Annotated in this window: 18 protein-coding genes; 8 read left to right on the top strand and 10 right to left on the bottom strand. The window is 62.6% G+C overall.

Going from position 1 to position 15,461, the window contains the following annotated elements; translation table 11 throughout:
* Window positions 1-31 precede the first annotated feature (31 nt).
* Window positions 32-1,297 (top strand): cysteine desulfurase-like protein, encoded by a 1,266-nt coding sequence (locus tag M729_RS0120200; protein ID WP_027162641.1) that lies wholly within the window; start codon window positions 32-34, stop codon window positions 1,295-1,297.
* A 15-nt stretch (window positions 1,298-1,312) separates the two neighbouring features.
* Here the strand turns inward: M729_RS0120200 and M729_RS0120195 are convergent, their stop codons facing one another.
* The 9 genes from M729_RS0120195 to M729_RS0120155 all read right to left on the bottom strand — a co-directional run bounded on the left by M729_RS0120195 (window position 1,313) and on the right by M729_RS0120155 (window position 9,770).
* Window positions 1,313-2,341: a histone deacetylase family protein gene (locus M729_RS0120195; protein ID WP_027162640.1), complete on the bottom strand. Its 1,029-nt coding sequence runs from the start codon at window positions 2,339-2,341 to the stop codon at window positions 1,313-1,315.
* Window positions 2,338-2,850, bottom strand: coding sequence for a GNAT family N-acetyltransferase (locus tag M729_RS0120190; protein ID WP_013532101.1), 513 nt, complete (start codon window positions 2,848-2,850; stop codon window positions 2,338-2,340). The genes M729_RS0120195 and M729_RS0120190 overlap by 4 nt, the downstream gene beginning before the upstream one ends.
* 25 nt (window positions 2,851-2,875) lie before the next feature.
* Entirely contained in the window at window positions 2,876-3,805 is a 930-nt protein-coding gene (locus M729_RS0120185; protein ID WP_027162639.1) for a 3-keto-5-aminohexanoate cleavage protein, read from the bottom strand.
* 4 nt (window positions 3,806-3,809) lie between these two features.
* Window positions 3,810-5,189 (bottom strand): aspartate aminotransferase family protein, encoded by a 1,380-nt coding sequence (locus M729_RS0120180; protein WP_027162638.1) that lies wholly within the window; start codon window positions 5,187-5,189, stop codon window positions 3,810-3,812.
* 1 nt (window position 5,190) lies between these two features.
* Window positions 5,191-6,834 carry a N,N-dimethylformamidase beta subunit family domain-containing protein gene (locus M729_RS0120175; RefSeq protein WP_027162637.1) on the bottom strand — a complete coding sequence of 548 codons (1,644 nt, stop codon included), beginning with the start codon at window positions 6,832-6,834 and terminating at the stop codon, window positions 5,191-5,193.
* Window positions 6,835-6,842: 8 nt separating this feature from the next.
* On the bottom strand, window positions 6,843-7,607 hold the full coding sequence (locus M729_RS0120170) for an amino acid ABC transporter ATP-binding protein (protein WP_027162636.1): 765 nt from the start codon (window positions 7,605-7,607) through the stop codon (window positions 6,843-6,845).
* On the bottom strand, window positions 7,604-8,263 hold the full coding sequence (locus tag M729_RS0120165; RefSeq protein WP_013532096.1) for an amino acid ABC transporter permease: 660 nt from the start codon (window positions 8,261-8,263) through the stop codon (window positions 7,604-7,606). Before M729_RS0120165 ends, M729_RS0120170 begins: the two co-directional genes overlap by 4 nt.
* Before the next feature lie 12 nt (window positions 8,264-8,275).
* Window positions 8,276-8,923: an amino acid ABC transporter permease gene (locus M729_RS0120160; protein WP_024504353.1), complete on the bottom strand. Its 648-nt coding sequence runs from the start codon at window positions 8,921-8,923 to the stop codon at window positions 8,276-8,278.
* A 64-nt stretch (window positions 8,924-8,987) separates the two neighbouring features.
* Window positions 8,988-9,770: an ABC transporter substrate-binding protein gene (locus M729_RS0120155; protein WP_024504354.1), complete on the bottom strand. Its 783-nt coding sequence runs from the start codon at window positions 9,768-9,770 to the stop codon at window positions 8,988-8,990.
* Between the two features lie 135 nt (window positions 9,771-9,905).
* Between M729_RS0120155 and M729_RS0120150 the strand changes: the two genes are divergently transcribed.
* A complete protein-coding gene (locus tag M729_RS0120150; RefSeq protein ID WP_027162635.1) occupies window positions 9,906-10,865 on the top strand; it encodes a LysR family transcriptional regulator in 960 nt (319 codons plus the stop codon).
* A 15-nt stretch (window positions 10,866-10,880) separates the two neighbouring features.
* On the opposite strand, the gene M729_RS0120145 is transcribed toward M729_RS0120150, so the two are convergent.
* Window positions 10,881-11,297 carry an acyl-CoA thioesterase gene (locus M729_RS0120145; protein ID WP_027162634.1) on the bottom strand — a complete coding sequence of 139 codons (417 nt, stop codon included), beginning with the start codon at window positions 11,295-11,297 and terminating at the stop codon, window positions 10,881-10,883.
* 197 nt (window positions 11,298-11,494) lie between these two features.
* Between M729_RS0120145 and M729_RS0120140 the strand changes: the two genes are divergently transcribed.
* The 6 genes from M729_RS0120140 to M729_RS0120110 all read left to right on the top strand — a co-directional run bounded on the left by M729_RS0120140 (window position 11,495) and on the right by M729_RS0120110 (window position 15,456).
* The gene (locus M729_RS0120140) at window positions 11,495-11,743 is read left to right on the top strand and encodes a ParB N-terminal domain-containing protein (protein WP_013532091.1); all 249 of its coding nucleotides are present in this window, start codon (window positions 11,495-11,497) and stop codon (window positions 11,741-11,743) included.
* Between the two features lie 199 nt (window positions 11,744-11,942).
* Entirely contained in the window at window positions 11,943-12,428 is a 486-nt protein-coding gene (locus tag M729_RS0120135) for an SRPBCC family protein (RefSeq protein ID WP_024504356.1), read from the top strand.
* A 40-nt stretch (window positions 12,429-12,468) separates the two neighbouring features.
* Window positions 12,469-13,425: an alpha/beta hydrolase gene (locus M729_RS0120130; protein ID WP_027162633.1), complete on the top strand. Its 957-nt coding sequence runs from the start codon at window positions 12,469-12,471 to the stop codon at window positions 13,423-13,425.
* A gap of 187 nt (window positions 13,426-13,612) precedes the next feature.
* Window positions 13,613-14,011, top strand: coding sequence for a GFA family protein (locus tag M729_RS0120120; RefSeq protein WP_013532088.1), 399 nt, complete (start codon window positions 13,613-13,615; stop codon window positions 14,009-14,011).
* Window positions 14,012-14,196: 185 nt separating this feature from the next.
* Window positions 14,197-14,394: a hypothetical protein gene (locus M729_RS0120115; RefSeq protein ID WP_027162632.1), complete on the top strand. Its 198-nt coding sequence runs from the start codon at window positions 14,197-14,199 to the stop codon at window positions 14,392-14,394.
* A gap of 189 nt (window positions 14,395-14,583) precedes the next feature.
* Window positions 14,584-15,456 carry an undecaprenyl-diphosphate phosphatase gene (locus M729_RS0120110; protein WP_013532086.1) on the top strand — a complete coding sequence of 291 codons (873 nt, stop codon included), beginning with the start codon at window positions 14,584-14,586 and terminating at the stop codon, window positions 15,454-15,456.
* Window positions 15,457-15,461: the final 5 nt, after the last annotated feature.

Here is a 15,461-nt window from a genome sequence, read left to right as displayed (position 1 = left end):
ATCCAACGATTACAATGGGAGAAGGGCGGCAATGAATTTTCCGATCGAGGCTATCCGGGGGAAATTTCCCGCTCTCTCTCTGACCGACAAGGGCCGCCGCCGCATCTATCTCGACAACCCTGCCGGCACGCAGGTGCCACAGGCAGTGGCGGATGCGGTATCGCGCTGTCTCTTGACCACCAATGCGAACCTTGGCGGCTACTTCGAAACGACGATTGCCGCGCAGGCCGTCGTCGATGAGGCACATGAGGCCATGGCCGATTTCCTCGGCGCCGCAAGCCCTGAGGAAATCGTCATCGGCGCCAACATGACGACGCTGACCTACCACATCTCGCGCACGCTCGGCCGCACGATGCAGCCCGGTGACGAGATCATCCTCACCCGCATGGACCATGAGGGCAACGTCTCGCCCTGGCTGCAACTGGCCGAGGATCACGGCCTCGTCGTGCGCTGGCTGCCGTTCGACGAAACCAGCTGGCAGGTCGAGGAGGCGACGCTGGCTGGCTTGCTTTCGGAGAAGACACGGCTGGTCGCGTTGAACTACGCCAGCAATTTGACCGGTTCGATCAACCGGGTGAAGGCGCTGACTGCGATAGCCAGGAATGCCGGTGCGCTGGTCTATGTCGATGCCGTCCAATTCGCGCCGCACGGGCTGATCGACGTGCAGGAGCTCGGCTGCGATTTCCTGATCTGCTCGGCCTACAAATTCTTCGGCCCGCATATGGGCATATTGTGGGGCCGCCGTGATGTCATCGAGACGCTGGAGCCCTACAAATGCCGCTGCTCTTCCAACGGTCTGCCGGAGCGGTTCGAACTCGGCACGCCGCAGATCGAGCTGATGGCCGGCCTCACCGCCGCGGTCGACTACTTTGCCGACCTTGGCGCGGCGGCGGGCGAGGGCGGTTCAAGAAGGCAGAAGATCGCCAAGGCGTTCGCGGCTTCGATCGCGTACGAAAACCCGCTGGCGCAACAACTGATCGACGGCCTGTCCGATATCGAGGGCCTGACCGTCCACGGCATCACCGATCCGAAGCGGCTCGGCGATCGCGTGCCGACGGTTTCCTTCACCGTCGATGGCATCGTGCCCGAGACGATCGTACGGCTGATGAACGCCGAAAAAATCTTCCTGTGGTCCGGTCACAACTACGCCTGGGAGATCGTCCACCAGCTCGGCATTCCAGCCGAGCATGGCGTCGTGCGCATCGGCATTGCTCACTACAACACGGCAGCCGAAATCGACGAAACGCTGGAAAGTGTGCATCGGGTCATCGCCATGCTCAGGCAGCAGCGCTCCTGACGCTGGCTTGAGCATTCACCGCATCTTGCCGCCGAAACCAGTGAGGAAGGCGGTGAGATTGTCGCCGAGTTCGTCGCAGAGGTAGCCGCCCTCCTGGACGATGACCGTCGGTAGGCCGAGCTTTGCGATGGCCTCGCCGATGCGCGAGAAGCCAGGCGTCGTCACCGAAAGTCCGCCGAACGGATCGCCCTCGAACGCGTCGAGGCCGAGCGCCACAACGAGCGCGTCGGGCGAAAAGGCACGGATACGCTGGAAGGCCACCTCGAGCGCTTCGAGAAACGCCGCGTCGGCGGATTTGCGCGGCAGCGGCAGGTTGAAATTGTAGCCGAGGCCGGGCCCTTCGCCGCGCTCGTCGGCATGGCCCCAGAAGAACGGATAGAAGCGCACCGGATCGGCATGCAGCGAGACGGTCAGGACATCAGGCCGTGCATAGAAGATGCCTTGCGTGCCGTTGCCGTGATGCAGGTCGACATCGAGGATCGCCACCCGTGCGGCCTGTTTACGCAGAACCTGCGCGGCGACGGCCGAATTGTTGATGAAACAGAAGCCGCCGGCGACATCGGCAAAGGCATGGTGGCCGGGAGGGCGGCACAGCGCGTAGGCGGCCGGTGCGCCTGATATCACCGCCTCGGCCGCATCGACCGCGCTCCAGGCGCTCCATAGCGCGCTCTGCCATGTCTCGCCCGAGATCGGGCAGGCGGTGTCGGCCATGTGATAGCCGGCCTGGCCGACCGCCGAGGCCGGATAGGAGCCATTGCGCGCAATCGGATGGATGTTGGGGATCACTTCGGCCGAAGCGCCCTCGATGCGCTGCCAGCGCGCGTAGATATGCTCGAGGAAATCCAGATATTCCGGCGTGTGCACCGCCGCGGCCGGGCCGAGCCCATGATCCCGAGGTCGCTCGATCGTGCAACCCGCAGATAGTGCGCCGACTAACAATCTCTCGATGCGCTCCGGCTTTTCCGGATTGGGCTGTGCCGCGCCGCTCGAAAGAAAGGCCCTGGGGTCGTGGCGCTTCTGTTCCTCGGCATAGAAGGCTTTCATTCCTGATCCCCGTTTTCCGGCGCGTCGGCGAAAGCAAAGAAGGCCTCGCCGATGATTTTTTGGGTCTGTTCGTAGCTCGACCAGGCGATGCCCAGCCTCTCGTAGAAGGCCTTGGCCCCTTCATTGTCGGTGTCGACGGACAGCCGGAGATAGACGCCGCCTTCCTTCCGGCACTGCGCCGCAACACGCCGCAGCAGCCGCTCGCCGATCTTGCGGCCGCGAAAACGATCCTCGACATAGAGGTCCTGCACATAGACGCCAGGCCGCCCCATCCATGTCGAAAAGATCGGGAAATGCAGGCAAAGGCCGGCAAACTCGCCGCCCACTTCGGCGATCAGGGTGGAGAAAGCGGGCTTTTCACCAAAGCCGTAGGTGCGCAAATCATCTGCTGTCGAAATGATCTCCTCGGGCGCACCGATATGCGTGCCGAGTTTCAGGATCGCGGCGTGGATGGTTTCGACGTCTTCCACTCGGCCGGGGCGGAGGCGGATTTTGGGCGAGGCAATCATTGCAGGTTCATCTCAGATCAGCATCTCAAAACGCCACCCGGTCGCCGCCCTTGAGCGCCAGCATGTCGCGCGCTTCGGTGGGCGTTGCAACCTCCAGCGACAGCCCGTCGAGAATGCCACGGATACGGCGCACCTGATCGGCATTGGATTTCGCCAGCTGGCGGCCGTCATAGAGACTGTCCTCCAGCCCGACACGGACATTGCCGCCCATGGCTGCTGCAATTGAGATCAGCGGCATCTGCTGGCGGCCGGCGGCGAGCACCGAGAACTGGTAGCTGTCGCCGAACAATTTGTCGGCGATCCGCTTCATGTGGACGAGATTGTCCGGGTCGGCGCCGATGCCGCCCAATATGCCAAGGACGAATTGGATGAACAGCGGTCCCGACACCAACCCCCGATCGCGAAAATGCGCCAGCGAATAGAGATGGCCGACATCGTAGCATTCGAATTCGAAGCGCGTGCCGCAGCCCTTTCCCAGTCTTTCCAGCACCCCTTCCATATCGGCGAAGGTGTTCTTGAAGATCGTGTCCCGCGTCGCTTCGAGCAGCTTCGGCTCCCATTCGTGCTGCCATTCCCTTGGCTTGTCGAGCATCGGGAACAGCGCGAAATTCATCGAACCCATGTTGAGCGAGCACATTTCTGGTTCGGCCCGCAAAGGGGCTGCCAGCCGCTGGTCCAGCGTCATCAGCGACGAGCCGCCGGTGGTGATGTTGATCACCGCATCGGTCGCCTGCTTGATGCGCGGCAGGAACTGCATGTAGACGTCCGGATCGGCGGTCGGGCGGCCATCTCTGGGGTCGCGGGCGTGCAGATGCAGGATCGAGGCGCCGGCTTCCGCCGCCGCGATCGCGTCTGCGGCGATCTGGTCCGGCGTCACCGGCAGATAGGGCGACATGGACGGCGTGTGCACCGAGCCGGTGACGGCGCAGGTGATGATGACTTTTCGCGAGGCCATGCTTTTACCCTCCGACCGGCAGGTCGAGCTCGGCGGCCAGAACCTCCAGCGAGTCACCGATGATGGAGATGATCTCGCCGACCTGCTCGGCCGTGACGATCATCGGTGGCGCGACCATGAAATTGTCGCCGTCGACGCCGCCCTTGACCCTGCGGCCATAGATGATCAGCCCGCGTTCATAGGCGAGGTCGAGCAGCCGCTGCGTGGCTTTCTTGTTCTGGTCGATCGGTTTTAGGGTCTCGGGATCGGCGACCATCTGGGCGCCGGTGAGCAGGCCCTTGCCACGCACGTCGGCAAGGAACGGAAACCGCTTCGCCAGGCCTTTAAGCCCGTCCATCAGCACATCGCCCATGGCTGCCGCATTGGCGATCAGGTCGAGCCGGTCCATTTCGCCGAGCACAGCCAGGCCGGCGGCACAGGCCAGCGGATTGCCGGCATAGGTGTGGCCGTGCTGGAAGCCGCCGGAGGCGAGCAACGGCTGCACCAGCCGCATCGGTGCGGCGAGTGCGCCAAGCGGCGCATATCCGGAGCCCAGCCCCTTCGACAAGGCGACGATGTCTGGCTTGCAGTTCCAGTGATCGCCGCCGAGGAATTTGCCGGTGCGGCCGGCACCGCTCATGACTTCGTCGTGGATGAGCAGGATGCCGTAGCGGTCGCAGATCTCGCGGATGCGTGGATAATAACTGTCCGGCGCCACCAGCGCCGCGGTCGCCGCACCGCCGATCGGCTCCATGATGAAGGCAACCACGCTGTCTGGACCTTCCGCAAGAATCTTCTCCTCCAGCATGTCGGCATAGCGGATGCCGCGCTGCTCAATCGAGAGATTGTCGCGGTCGCGCCAGGCATTCGGCGCCGGCACGGTTGGCATCACCCGCATCATCGGCTCGAACGTTTCGGCCAGCGCATCGTCGCCGGTGATCGAGAGCGAACCCAGCGTGCCGCCATGATAGGAGGGGAAGCGCGTGATCACCTTCCAGCGGCCGGCCTGGCCGGTGGCGACCGCCCATTGCCGCGCCAGCTTGATGCAGGATTCCGTCGCCTCCGAGCCACCGGAGACGAAGAAGATGCGGTCCATGCCCTCCGGCAGCTTGCCGGCCAACTCCCGCGCCAACTCCTCCGCCGGCTCGTTCTCGAAATGCAGCCGATAGGCGAAGGTGGCGCGGTCCATCTGCCGCTTCATGGCGTCGAGCACATTGCGATTGGAATGGCCGATATTGGCCACCATCGGGCCGCTCGAGCCATCGATGAAGCGGCGGCCGTCCTGCGTCCACATGTAGATGCCTTCGGCGCGGTCGATCAGCGGCCGGCGCAGGCTGGACAGATAGAACAGATGCGAGTCTCGCCGGGCTTCGGTTTCTTGAACGGCGGATTGGACTTTCGACATGTCAGGACTTTCCGAGGTAACGATCGAGGACATTTTTCGTGACGCGTTCGACCATCGGGTCCTGTCTTAGCAGGCCGGCGACCCATTCGCAGCTTCCGGCATGGAACACCTCGCCCTTGCCGCGCGGGAAATTGACGATCATGCCGTTGCCGCGTTTGACCTTTTCCAGATTGGCGTCGCTCGCCTCGCCAAACAGCGTTTCGGCGGTGAAGCGGCCGTCTTCGTCGGTGAGGAACTGGTCCTCGATCGGGATATCGGCGCTTTCCTCGACCTGGGAGGCCATGCCGACGGCGAGAACCTGCAGGCCATCTGGCGCGCCGCTGGTCGCAGTCGGGTAGGGCAGGCCGCCGCGTATCTCGAAGTCGAGCCCGTCGACCTCATAGCCATAGACATGGCTGTCGGCGCCCAGCAGGTCGCCATAGTAGATGCCGGTGCCGGCGAAGGCCCAATGCTCGGGCCGGTAGACCGGGAAACCACGCACGCCGCGCGGTGCACAGCCGCCCCAGCCGGCATAGACACCGCGCGTCGCGTTGAGCCCGAAGGTCGCCGAACCCGGCCGGCCAATTTCCGGCGCCTCCCAGGAATTGGTGGCACGGGTGACGTCGCCGTCTGGGAGATAGGCCGGATCTTCGGCACGCGAGCGATATTTGTAGCAGACCTGCCGGCGGCCCTCGTCTTCGAACCGCGTCTGCCACATGAAATTGCCGGCAAAGCGCGCCGCATGGCCGCCGCGGGTCACATAGGCGTCGACGGCATCGCGCATTTCCCAGGTCCAGTATTCGTCATGGCCGACGAACACGGCGCAGTCATAGCCGTCGAGAATTTCCGGCGAAAAATGCAGATCATGCTGGCTGGCGAGATCGACTTGATAGCCGGCCCGCTCGGCGAAGCGGAAAAAATGGCTGTCGTAGCTGGCCCAGCCGGACGAAGCGTATTTCTTCGAATGGCCGGTGGCGAGCGCCCACTCCATGTGCGGATAGCGCGGCACGGTCTTCGGCGGCACAGCGACCTCCAGCGGCACACGCGGCGCATCCTTGGGCAGCACGACGAAGCCACGGCACCAGGGGCGCTGCGTCGAGACGATGGGCGAATACTGGTTGCGATCCGGCCCGGTGATGCCCTGATAGTGGTTGGAGCCGCCCCAGGTGTTGTAGGCCAGCCATGTGCCTGTCGCCGCCACCTGGAGCACGCGGCCAGGTTTGCGGCCCGGCTGCGGGCAGACGATGAAAATATGGTGGCATTGGATCGGCTTGCCGTCGAGCCCGTCGGCGGTCAGCGTGACCCGATAGGCGCCGGACGGCCAGTCGTTCTCTACACGGAATTCAAACGAGGCTTCCCAACCGCAGCCTTCAGCCGAACACTGGTCGGGTGTGTCCTGCCAGCGTGCCGCGATGCCCGATTTCTCGAATACTTTGTTTTCGCTGCCGCCATCTCGGGTGATTGTGATGCCGAACGTCGCAGCTGTCGAACTGACATGCAAAGCCACCGTTTCGCCGGCGCGATAGGAAAACCGGTCGCTGTAGCACCAGATCTCGCCGCGCTCGCCATCCATGCCAGGCCATTCGTAGTAATGGCCGCGCACCGCGTGGCGGCGCTGCTCCGGCGTCAGTCCGAAATCGGGGAATTCCGTGTTTGGGCTGTTCATGGTCATCCTCAGGCGGAAAGATATTTCTTGAGGAAGCTGCGCGTGCGGTCCTTCTGCGGCGCGCGGAACATGTCGCCGGGCGGGCCTTCCTCGACGATCACGCCGCCATCCATGAACAGCACCCTGTCGGCCACTTCGCCGGCAAAGCGCATCTCATGCGTTACGATGAGCATGGTCATGTGTTCGGCGGCAAGCTGTTTCATCACCGCATTGACCTCGTCGACCAGTTCCGGATCGAGCGCCGAGGTGGCTTCGTCGAACAGCATCACCTTGGGCTGCATCGCCAGCGCACGGGCAATGGCCACACGCTGCTTCTGGCCGCCCGAGAGCCGCGAGGGGTAGGCGTCGATCTTGTCGGCGAGTCCGACCTTGGACAAGAGGCTATGCGCCAGCGCATGCGCGTCACTTTTGGTCATGCCTTTGAGGATGATCGGTCCCATGGAAATGTTCTCGATCACGGTCAGATGCGGGAACAGATTGAAGTGCTGAAACACCATGCCCATCTGCTGGCGCGCCTTGTTGATGTGCCGCTCGAAGGCATGGCCGTGCAGCTTCTGGTTGACCTGCACGCCGTCGAGCCAGACTTCACCGGAGTCCAGGGATTCCAAATGGTTGATGGAGCGCAGCAGCGTGCTCTTGCCGGAGCCACTCGGGCCGATGATGGCGACGATCTGCCCGCGATCGACCGACAGGCCTATGCCTTTGAGAACCTCGACGGCGCCAAACGATTTGCGCGCGCCGCGAACCTCGACCATTGGCCGCTGCGGGCTCATCGGGAAACCTCCACATGTCTTTCAAACCGACGCAAAGCCGCCTCGAGCACAAGATTGAGAATGTAATAAAGCGCCGCTGCGGTGATGTAGAACTCGAACGGGCGGAACGTTTCGCTGATCGCCAGCTGGGCCGAATGGACCAACTCGGCGATGCCGATGACCGAGACGATCGAGGATTCCTTCAACAGCGCGATCAGATTGCCGCCGATCGGTGGTGCCGTGTTGCGGATGGCTTGCGGTATCACGACATGGCGCAGCGTCTGCCACTTGCCGAAGCCGATGCTGCGCGCACCCTCCGTCTGGCCGACATCGACGGCGACGATGCCGGCGCGGATGATGTCGGCATTGTAGACGGCAAAGTGCAGGCCGAGCCCAACAATGCCGGCGGCAAGGGCAGGAATGTCGATGCCGATCTGCACCAGGCCAAAATAGATCAGGAACAGCTGCAACAGCAGCGGCGTACCCATGAACACCCACATGAGGGCGCGCACGGGATAGGCGACGATCTTCGGAGCGTAGAGCACGATGACCGCGAACAGGATGCCGCCGACGAAGCTGAGTGCGCCCGCCGAGACCGTTAGCACCGCCGTCCACCAGGCACCAATCAACAGAAGGTCCCAGTAGGGCGCGACGACGGTGAAATCCAAACCTTGCATCGTGCTCTCCGGTCAGACGATGGCGAAGCGTTTGTCGAGCAGGTCGACGATCCGCGCAACCGCGTAGACCATGATCATGTAGAGCAGGGCTGCAACGCCGAATATCTCGAACGGCTTGTAGGTGGAGCCGATGAAGCGCTGGGCGGTGTAGGTCAGTTCGACGACTGAAATGGTCGACACAAGTGCTGATCCCTTCAACAAAGCAACCGTATTGACCCCGAGCGGCCGGATCATCAGCCGTGCGGCCTGCGGCAGCACGACCTTGCGCAAGGTCTGGAAACGGCTGAAGCCTATTGTGCGGGCGGCCTCCGTCTGGCCCCTGTCGACCGCGACCAGCGCACCACGGATCGATTCCGCCATATAGGCGCCGATGTTTAGACCGAGGCCGATAACGCCGGCGGCGAACGGCTCCAGATTGATGCCGATCTGCGGGCCGCCGAAATAGAGCACGAAGAGCTGGATCAGGCACGGCGTGCCGCGAAACAGGCTGACATAGAGCGTGCCGATGGTCCGCAGGATTGCCGATTTCGACATCTTGGCGGCCGCGGCCAATGAAGCAGCCGCGAGGCCCAGGATCAGGGCCAACACCGTGATCTCGATCGTCACCAAGGCGGCCTCCACGAAGAACGGGAAGACGCGCTGCATCAAGGAGAAATCCATGAAAGGGTCCAGCAGGAGTAACGCTCGGCTTCAGGCGGCTTTGCTCGCCTGAAGCCAGGAGAGATCAGCGGATGTCGCTGCCGACCCACTTCATCGAGATCTTTTCGTAGCTGCCGTCCGCCAGCATGTCGTCCAGCGCCTTCTGCATCGCAGCCTTGAGCTCCGGATTGTCCTTGCGGATGGCGATGCCGATGGCAACAGCGCCGCCTTCGATATCGGGCGTGTTGAGCTTGCGGACCTTCTCGCCCGTCTCCTTGACGGCAACCATGACCGGAATGTTGTCGACGACTATCGCGTCGACGCGGCCGGCCCTCAGTTCCAGCAGCAGTTCCGGCAGGCCCTTGTAGGTACGGATATCCCAGCCGCCCTTTTCGCGCGCCCATTTCTCATGCGTCTCGCCCAGCGTCACGCCAATGGTCTTGCCCTTGAGGTCGTCGAGGCTCTGCACTTTCGACTGCTCGCTGACGAAAACGGCGCGGCCGGCGTGGTAGTAAGGCCCGACGAAATCGACCACCTTTTCACGCTCAGGCGTGATCGTCATCGAGCCAACGACGGTGTCGTATTTGTTGGCGAGCAGGCCGGCAATGATGCCGTCCCAGGCCGTGGTGATGATGGTGCCCTTGACACCGATGCGCTCGGCGATGGCCTTGCCGATATCGGCGTCGAAACCGACGACTTCATTCTGGTCGTTGACGAAGTTGAAGGGCGGATACTGACCGCTCATGGAAATCTTCAGCTCGCCCGCCGCCTTGATCTTTTCGAGGTCGTCGGCCCTGGCCGAAACGGCAGTGAAGGTCGACGCAAGCAGCAGGGCCGCAACGGCGATGCCGGAAAATACTCTGTTCATCTGATTTCCTCTCCTCTGGATGGCGCGCAAGGTTTGTTCTTGGGAGGCGTGCAGACGCTTTCCTGTCATCAATGATTGCCTTTGCGGTATCATTGCGCAAATAGATAATGCGAATAGAGAGCATAGATATCAGGAATGGTACTTCCACGCCCCGAACGGCTGGTCTGGGATCTCGACTGGAACCTTCTGCGGACATTCGTCGTCATCGCGGAGGTGAAGGGCATCACGCGAGCTGCGGAGCGACTGAACCTCAAGCAACCCAGCGTCAGCAATGCTCTGCGGCGACTGGAGGACCGGGTGGGCCGGCGTCTGGTCGAGCGCGACGCGATGCGCTTCGAACTGACCGAGGTCGGGCGGCTTCTCTACGAGCAGAGCGTCGAGGTGTTCGGCACCATATCGCAGTTGCCGCTGCTGATGCGCGGCATCAGCGACGATGTTACCGGCCATGTGATGATCGCGACGGCAAGCCATGTCGTCTCGCCGCTCTTTGATCAGGCGCTGTCCGAGTTCCACAGCAACTACCCGCACGCCAGCATCACCATTTCAGTCGCAGCAAGCACCGAAGTCGCCAAGCAGGTGAGGGAGCGGCGTGCTTCCTTCGGCATCTGCCTGGTCAGCCAGCGCGATCCGGCGCTGGAATATGCGATGGTCTACCGCGAGTTCTTCGGCTTCTTCTGTGGGCCGCAGCACAGGCTTTACGGGCAAACCGGGCTGACGCTGACCGATCTCCGGGGCGAGCCCTCGGTATCGTTCCAGACCGACCATATCTCGGATGCGTTGCGGCCGGTCGCGCTGTTGCGCAGCGAGGCCCGGCTCAACGCCGATGTCGTCGGCGTGTCCTCGAGCCTGGAAGAGGTGCGGCGCATGATCGTCGCCGGGTTGGGCATTGGGCCGCTGCCGCTGCACGTCGCGCGGCGGGACGTGGCGGATGGAATGCTGTGGCGGCTGCCGCCCTATGACGCGCCGCCGGCCATCGACATCTTCCTGCTGGTCAATCCGGACAAGGTGATGAACCGCGCCGAGAAGGCGCTGCTGTCAGGGCTGCAGATGCTGATTGCCGACACGCCCCTCGAGGACCGCATCTACATAGGCTGACGGGCGGAGACAGGCTTATTCGATCAGGAAGGCCGAAGAGCGGTCGCGCATCGGCTCGTCCAGAGCGACCGAGGCGCGCGCGGCAAGGTCGAAGCGCACGCTTGTCGTCCGGCTCGATGCGCGGACAATGCCGTCGAGCGAGCCCAACATCACCTGTTCGAAGGTGATGGAGGTGCGGCCGATCTTCACGACATGCGAGTGGATGGTGATGAGCGCACCGGCTTTCGTTTCATGCCGATAGTCGATTTCGGTGCGCACGTCGGCCCATCCGATCTGCGACGCCTGGTTGTCGTCCTGTCCGGCGATATGGCCGAGAAGCTGGAAGCTGGCATCATCGAACATCGCCGCGTAGTGACGCACATTCACGTGCCCCATCACGTCGCACATCCAGGGATGAGCGACGCCGACAAAGGTGACGAGAGATTTGCTCATGGGGATTTGCTCCGTGGCCCTCGACGATCGCGCAGACGCAATATCGAAACGCGCGACGACAGGCAAACGATCTGCTGTCCCTGGCATCTTCGAACCGAGAATGGCCTTCGGACTTCGTATTCGTTAGCCGCACCCTTGGCCGCCTCCATCAAACGGACTATCTCAGGGTTGGCGGCGTTTCCGCCACGGGGGTCGGCATGCTCAGAGTGCAAAAGGTCAAGGTCGACGAGATCTACGTGCCGACGGCGCGCAAGAAGACGCTGCATCCCGAGACCGTCCGCCATCTCGCCGAGGACATTCTGGAAAACGGCATGAAGACGCCGATCCAGGTCCGCCATGACGGCAAGCGCCACATCCTCGTCGAAGGCCTGCACCGGCTGGAAGCGGCAAAGTGGCTCGGCGAGACCGAGATCGAGGCCTATCTGGTGCAAGCCAAGCGCCACTGAGGCTTTGGCCCATCGATCACTTCGTCATCCTCGGGTCTCCGCGACGGAGCTGCGTTCCTGCTCCGCCCGTGGATGACGAAGGTGAGTGACGCCTCGGGTCAATCGAAACGGTGTCGCAAAATTTTCGCTGGCCGATGTCGGCTTGCGGTTCATCGGCTCGTCCTTGGGACGGAAGCCAGATCAAACGCAGGACGCCATCATGACCACCAAGCTCGACATCGCCCCCACCAACGACCGCGAACTGGTTCTCGCCCGCATCATCGATGCGCCGCGCGAGAACGTCTATCGCTGCTGGACCGATCCGAAACTGATCACGCGCTGGTTCTCTCCAAAACCGTGGACGACGCCGCGCGCGGAGATGGATGTGCGCGCCGGTGGCTCGAGCCTTGTCGTCATGGCCAGCCCGGACGGCAACGAGTTCCCCAACCCAGGTGTCTTCCTCGAAGTCGTTGCCGGCAGGAAGATCGTCCTCACCGACGCCTACACTGAGGCTTGGCAGCCTTCGGAAAAGCCGTTCATGACCGTCGCGCTGACCTTCGAGGACGAGGGCAACGGCAAGACCCGCTACATCGCTCGGGTCAGGCACTGGAGCGTCGCCGACCGCGAACAGCATGAGAAGATGGGGTTCCACGAGGGCTGGGGACAGTGCGCCGACCAGCTCGAAGAACTCGCCAAAACGCTTTGATCCGCATAACGCCTTGATATCGACAGGAGAGGAGATCGATATGTTCAAAACCCTGTTTTTCGCCATTTTTGCTTCGGCCGCAGCACTGCTTGCCTGCCCGGGCATCACCAATGCAGAGGAGACAAAACCTGCCATGACGACTGAAACGAATGCACTGCCGAAGCCGGAAAAGTCCGGCCTTCTGACGATCAACGGCCTGAACTACTACTATGCGATCTATGGCAAGGGCGAGCCGCTGCTTCTGCTGCATGGTGGTCTTGGCACCACGGATATGTTCGCGCCGATCCTGCCGAAACTTGCCGAAAACCGCACCGTCATCGGCGTCGACCTGCAGGGTCACGGCCGCACCGCGCTGGGTGACCGACCATTCACCGTGGAGGCGATGGGCGACGACATGGCCGCCATCGTCAAGGCGCTCGGTTACAGCCAGGTCGATGTCATGGGCTATTCGCTAGGCGGCGGCGTCGCCTTCCGCATGGCCGTCCAGCATCCCGAAGCGGTGCACCGCCTCGTCCTGGTATCGACCGGCTACGCCACGGACGGCTTCTATGACGAGATGCGTCCGCAGCAGGCACAGGTGAGCGCAGCCGCGGCTGAGTTCATGAAGGACACGCCGATGTACAAATCCTACGTCGCGGTGGCGCCGCATCCGGAGGAGTTCCCGAAGCTCCTCGATGCGCTGGGCGGCTTCATGCGTCAGAACCGCGATTACTCGGCCGATGTCGCCAAGCTGAAGATGCCTGTCATGCTGGTCTATGGCGACAGCGATATGTATAAGCCCGAACACGAGATCAAGTTCTATCAGATGCTCGGCGGCGGACTGAAGGACGCCGGCTGGATGCGCGAGAACCTGTCGCAGAACCGCCTGGTGATCCTGCCCAACCGCACCCACTACGATGTCTTCTTCGCCCCGGAGCTGACGGCCGCCGCGCTGCCGTTCCTAAACGGCCAGACCAAGGTCAAGACCTGGGACGAGGTCGTCGGCGAAATGGAGTGAACGCCAAAACCGCCGGCTGTTGGCGGGCAGCCGGCATTCCGTGGCTCCATGACGGCTTTCGGCGTCATGGCTTCATCCCAACTCGCATCAGCACAAGCGATGACATTGCATCAAAGCTTTTCAATTGACCCAATCGGCCCCGCCGATACGTTGCGCGCCTATTCTCTCCCACCAGTGGATCCAGACAATGGCAAGATATGAGGGCGGATGCCTGTGCAAGGCGGTGCGCTACCGCGCGGACGCGGCTCCCATCAACGAACGCGTCTGCCACTGCCGGCTTTGCCAGAAGGCGATCGGCGCCGCCTTCAACGCACGCGTGCTGTTTCGCATCGAGGACGTGACGATCGATGGGCCGCTGGCGACTATAGGCTCTTCACCGGATCTCAAGCGCGGCTTTTGCCCGAGCTGCGGCACAACGCTGTTCTCCCGACGTGATTCCGCAGGCATTATCGGCATCACCACCGGTTCGCTCGACGATCCCACGGTTTTCAAGCCGCAAATGCATATTTTCACGGCCTCGAAGCAGCCTTGGCTGGTGCTTGATGACGGCCTGCCGAAATACGAAGGCGCCCCTCCGCCAGGCTAATTTTTCCCTTCTCCCCTTGTTGTGGAAGAAGGTGGATCGACGCGCAGCGCCAGGGGAAGGGAAGAGCGCAAGCATGGCCAAAATTTAATCCAAATCGACACGAGATAGCCGGCAAAGCGTCATTGGCGAGCCATCTTTGTCGTCCTATTTAAGGGTCGCGGGTACGGCATTCGAGGAGACGACGGATGAACGACAGCATCAGCACCCTGGACGAGCTTTTGAGAGATCCGATGGTCCTGCTTGTGATGGAGCGCGATCGTGTGCGTCCCGAACAGGTGCGCATGCTGCTCGAACGGGCTCGCCGGCCTTCGACCGATGAGCCCGAAGTGCCGCCGGCGCATGTGATCGCCAGGACATGCCAGAAACTCTGGCTCTGCCCGTAGTCGCTTTGCGATTTTCCCTGTGTGCCTCAAGCCGGCCCCAAGGTGGGCCGGTTTTCGAACGGCGTGCACCTCGGCGTGCCAGCTTACAAATCCGTAAATTGATTATCCGGCCCATGACGATAAGGCTTGCCCGGGATTGACCGATGGTCGGTCCACGCAACTCCGATCTCTCATGCACGGAATTCGATTTTGGCCGATATCTGCACCCAAGGCCTCGACACGGGCTTCGTCGGCCTGGGGTTCGCCAAGGTGGCGTTCCTCGGCGTGGTGCAAGGCATCACGGAACTGCTGCCAATTTCCTCGACTGCCCATATGCGCATCGTGCCGGCCGTGCTCGGCTGGCAGGATCCTGGCTCCGCCTTCTCCGCCGCCATGCAGCTTGCGGCCCTTGCCGCGGTGGTCAGCTATTTCTGGAGCGACGTCAGGGATATCCTGTTTGGATCGCTCGACGCTCTGGCGCGACGCGATTTCGCCGACCGGCATTTCAAGCTGGCGCTCTGGATCGTGCTGGCGACGATCCCCATCGTCATCGCCGGCGTTGCGCTGTCGGGCCTGCTCAACGCCTGCAATTCGCCGCTGCGTAGCCTGACGGTGATAGGCTGGGCCTGCATCGCCATGGCGATCCTGCTGGCGCTGGCCGAGATCTTTGCCCGTCACCGGCGCAGCATGGGCGATGCGTCGCTGACCGATGCGCTGCTCGTCGGTATCGCCCAGATCGGCGCGCTTGTCCCCGGCGTCTCGCGCTCGGGCTCGACCCTGACAGCGGCACTGGGGCTCGGCTTCAAGCGGGCCGAAGCGGCGCGCTTCTCATTCCTGCTCGGGCTGCCTGCCATCGCGCTCGCCGGCCTCAAGGAACTCTGGGAACTGCACAAGGTCCATCTCGACGCCCATGGCTGGTCGGTGCTTGCTGTCGGGCTGGTCGTCGCGTCGATCTCCGCCTTCTTCGCCATATGGGGGCTGATGCGCGTGCTGGAGCGTTTCTCGGCTTGGCCGTTCGTCATCTATCGCGGCCTGCTCGGCATCGTCTTGTTGTCGAGCGTCGCCATGGGATGGCTCGTCTAAGCAGT

Source organism: Mesorhizobium sp. WSM1293, from assembly GCF_000513875.1.
GTDB classification, from domain to species: domain Bacteria; phylum Pseudomonadota; class Alphaproteobacteria; order Rhizobiales; family Rhizobiaceae; genus Mesorhizobium; species Mesorhizobium ciceri.
The sequence above is the reverse complement of the archived record's forward strand: the minus strand, read 5'-3'. Positions and strand labels throughout refer to the sequence as shown.

What these genes read in the sequence shown, in the direction of transcription:
- M729_RS0120200 (WP_027162641.1), top strand. Translation starts at nt 32, where the DNA reads ATGAATTTTCCGATCGAGGCTATCCGGGGGAAATTTCCCGCTCTCTCT.
- M729_RS0120195 (WP_027162640.1), bottom strand. Translation starts at nt 2,341, where the DNA reads ATGAAAGCCTTCTATGCCGAGGAACAGAAGCGCCACGACCCCAGGGCC.
- M729_RS0120190 (WP_013532101.1), bottom strand. Translation starts at nt 2,850, where the DNA reads ATGATTGCCTCGCCCAAAATCCGCCTCCGCCCCGGCCGAGTGGAAGAC.
- M729_RS0120185 (WP_027162639.1), bottom strand. Translation starts at nt 3,805, where the DNA reads ATGGCCTCGCGAAAAGTCATCATCACCTGCGCCGTCACCGGCTCGGTG.
- M729_RS0120180 (WP_027162638.1), bottom strand. Translation starts at nt 5,189, where the DNA reads ATGTCGAAAGTCCAATCCGCCGTTCAAGAAACCGAAGCCCGGCGAGAC.
- M729_RS0120175 (WP_027162637.1), bottom strand. Translation starts at nt 6,834, where the DNA reads ATGAACAGCCCAAACACGGAATTCCCCGATTTCGGACTGACGCCGGAG.
- M729_RS0120170 (WP_027162636.1), bottom strand. Translation starts at nt 7,607, where the DNA reads ATGAGCCCGCAGCGGCCAATGGTCGAGGTTCGCGGCGCGCGCAAATCG.
- M729_RS0120165 (WP_013532096.1), bottom strand. Translation starts at nt 8,263, where the DNA reads ATGCAAGGTTTGGATTTCACCGTCGTCGCGCCCTACTGGGACCTTCTG.
- M729_RS0120160 (WP_024504353.1), bottom strand. Translation starts at nt 8,923, where the DNA reads ATGGATTTCTCCTTGATGCAGCGCGTCTTCCCGTTCTTCGTGGAGGCC.
- M729_RS0120155 (WP_024504354.1), bottom strand. Translation starts at nt 9,770, where the DNA reads ATGAACAGAGTATTTTCCGGCATCGCCGTTGCGGCCCTGCTGCTTGCG.
- M729_RS0120150 (WP_027162635.1), top strand. Translation starts at nt 9,906, where the DNA reads ATGGTACTTCCACGCCCCGAACGGCTGGTCTGGGATCTCGACTGGAAC.
- M729_RS0120145 (WP_027162634.1), bottom strand. Translation starts at nt 11,297, where the DNA reads ATGAGCAAATCTCTCGTCACCTTTGTCGGCGTCGCTCATCCCTGGATG.
- M729_RS0120140 (WP_013532091.1), top strand. Translation starts at nt 11,495, where the DNA reads ATGCTCAGAGTGCAAAAGGTCAAGGTCGACGAGATCTACGTGCCGACG.
- M729_RS0120135 (WP_024504356.1), top strand. Translation starts at nt 11,943, where the DNA reads ATGACCACCAAGCTCGACATCGCCCCCACCAACGACCGCGAACTGGTT.
- M729_RS0120130 (WP_027162633.1), top strand. Translation starts at nt 12,469, where the DNA reads ATGTTCAAAACCCTGTTTTTCGCCATTTTTGCTTCGGCCGCAGCACTG.
- M729_RS0120120 (WP_013532088.1), top strand. Translation starts at nt 13,613, where the DNA reads ATGGCAAGATATGAGGGCGGATGCCTGTGCAAGGCGGTGCGCTACCGC.
- M729_RS0120115 (WP_027162632.1), top strand. Translation starts at nt 14,197, where the DNA reads ATGAACGACAGCATCAGCACCCTGGACGAGCTTTTGAGAGATCCGATG.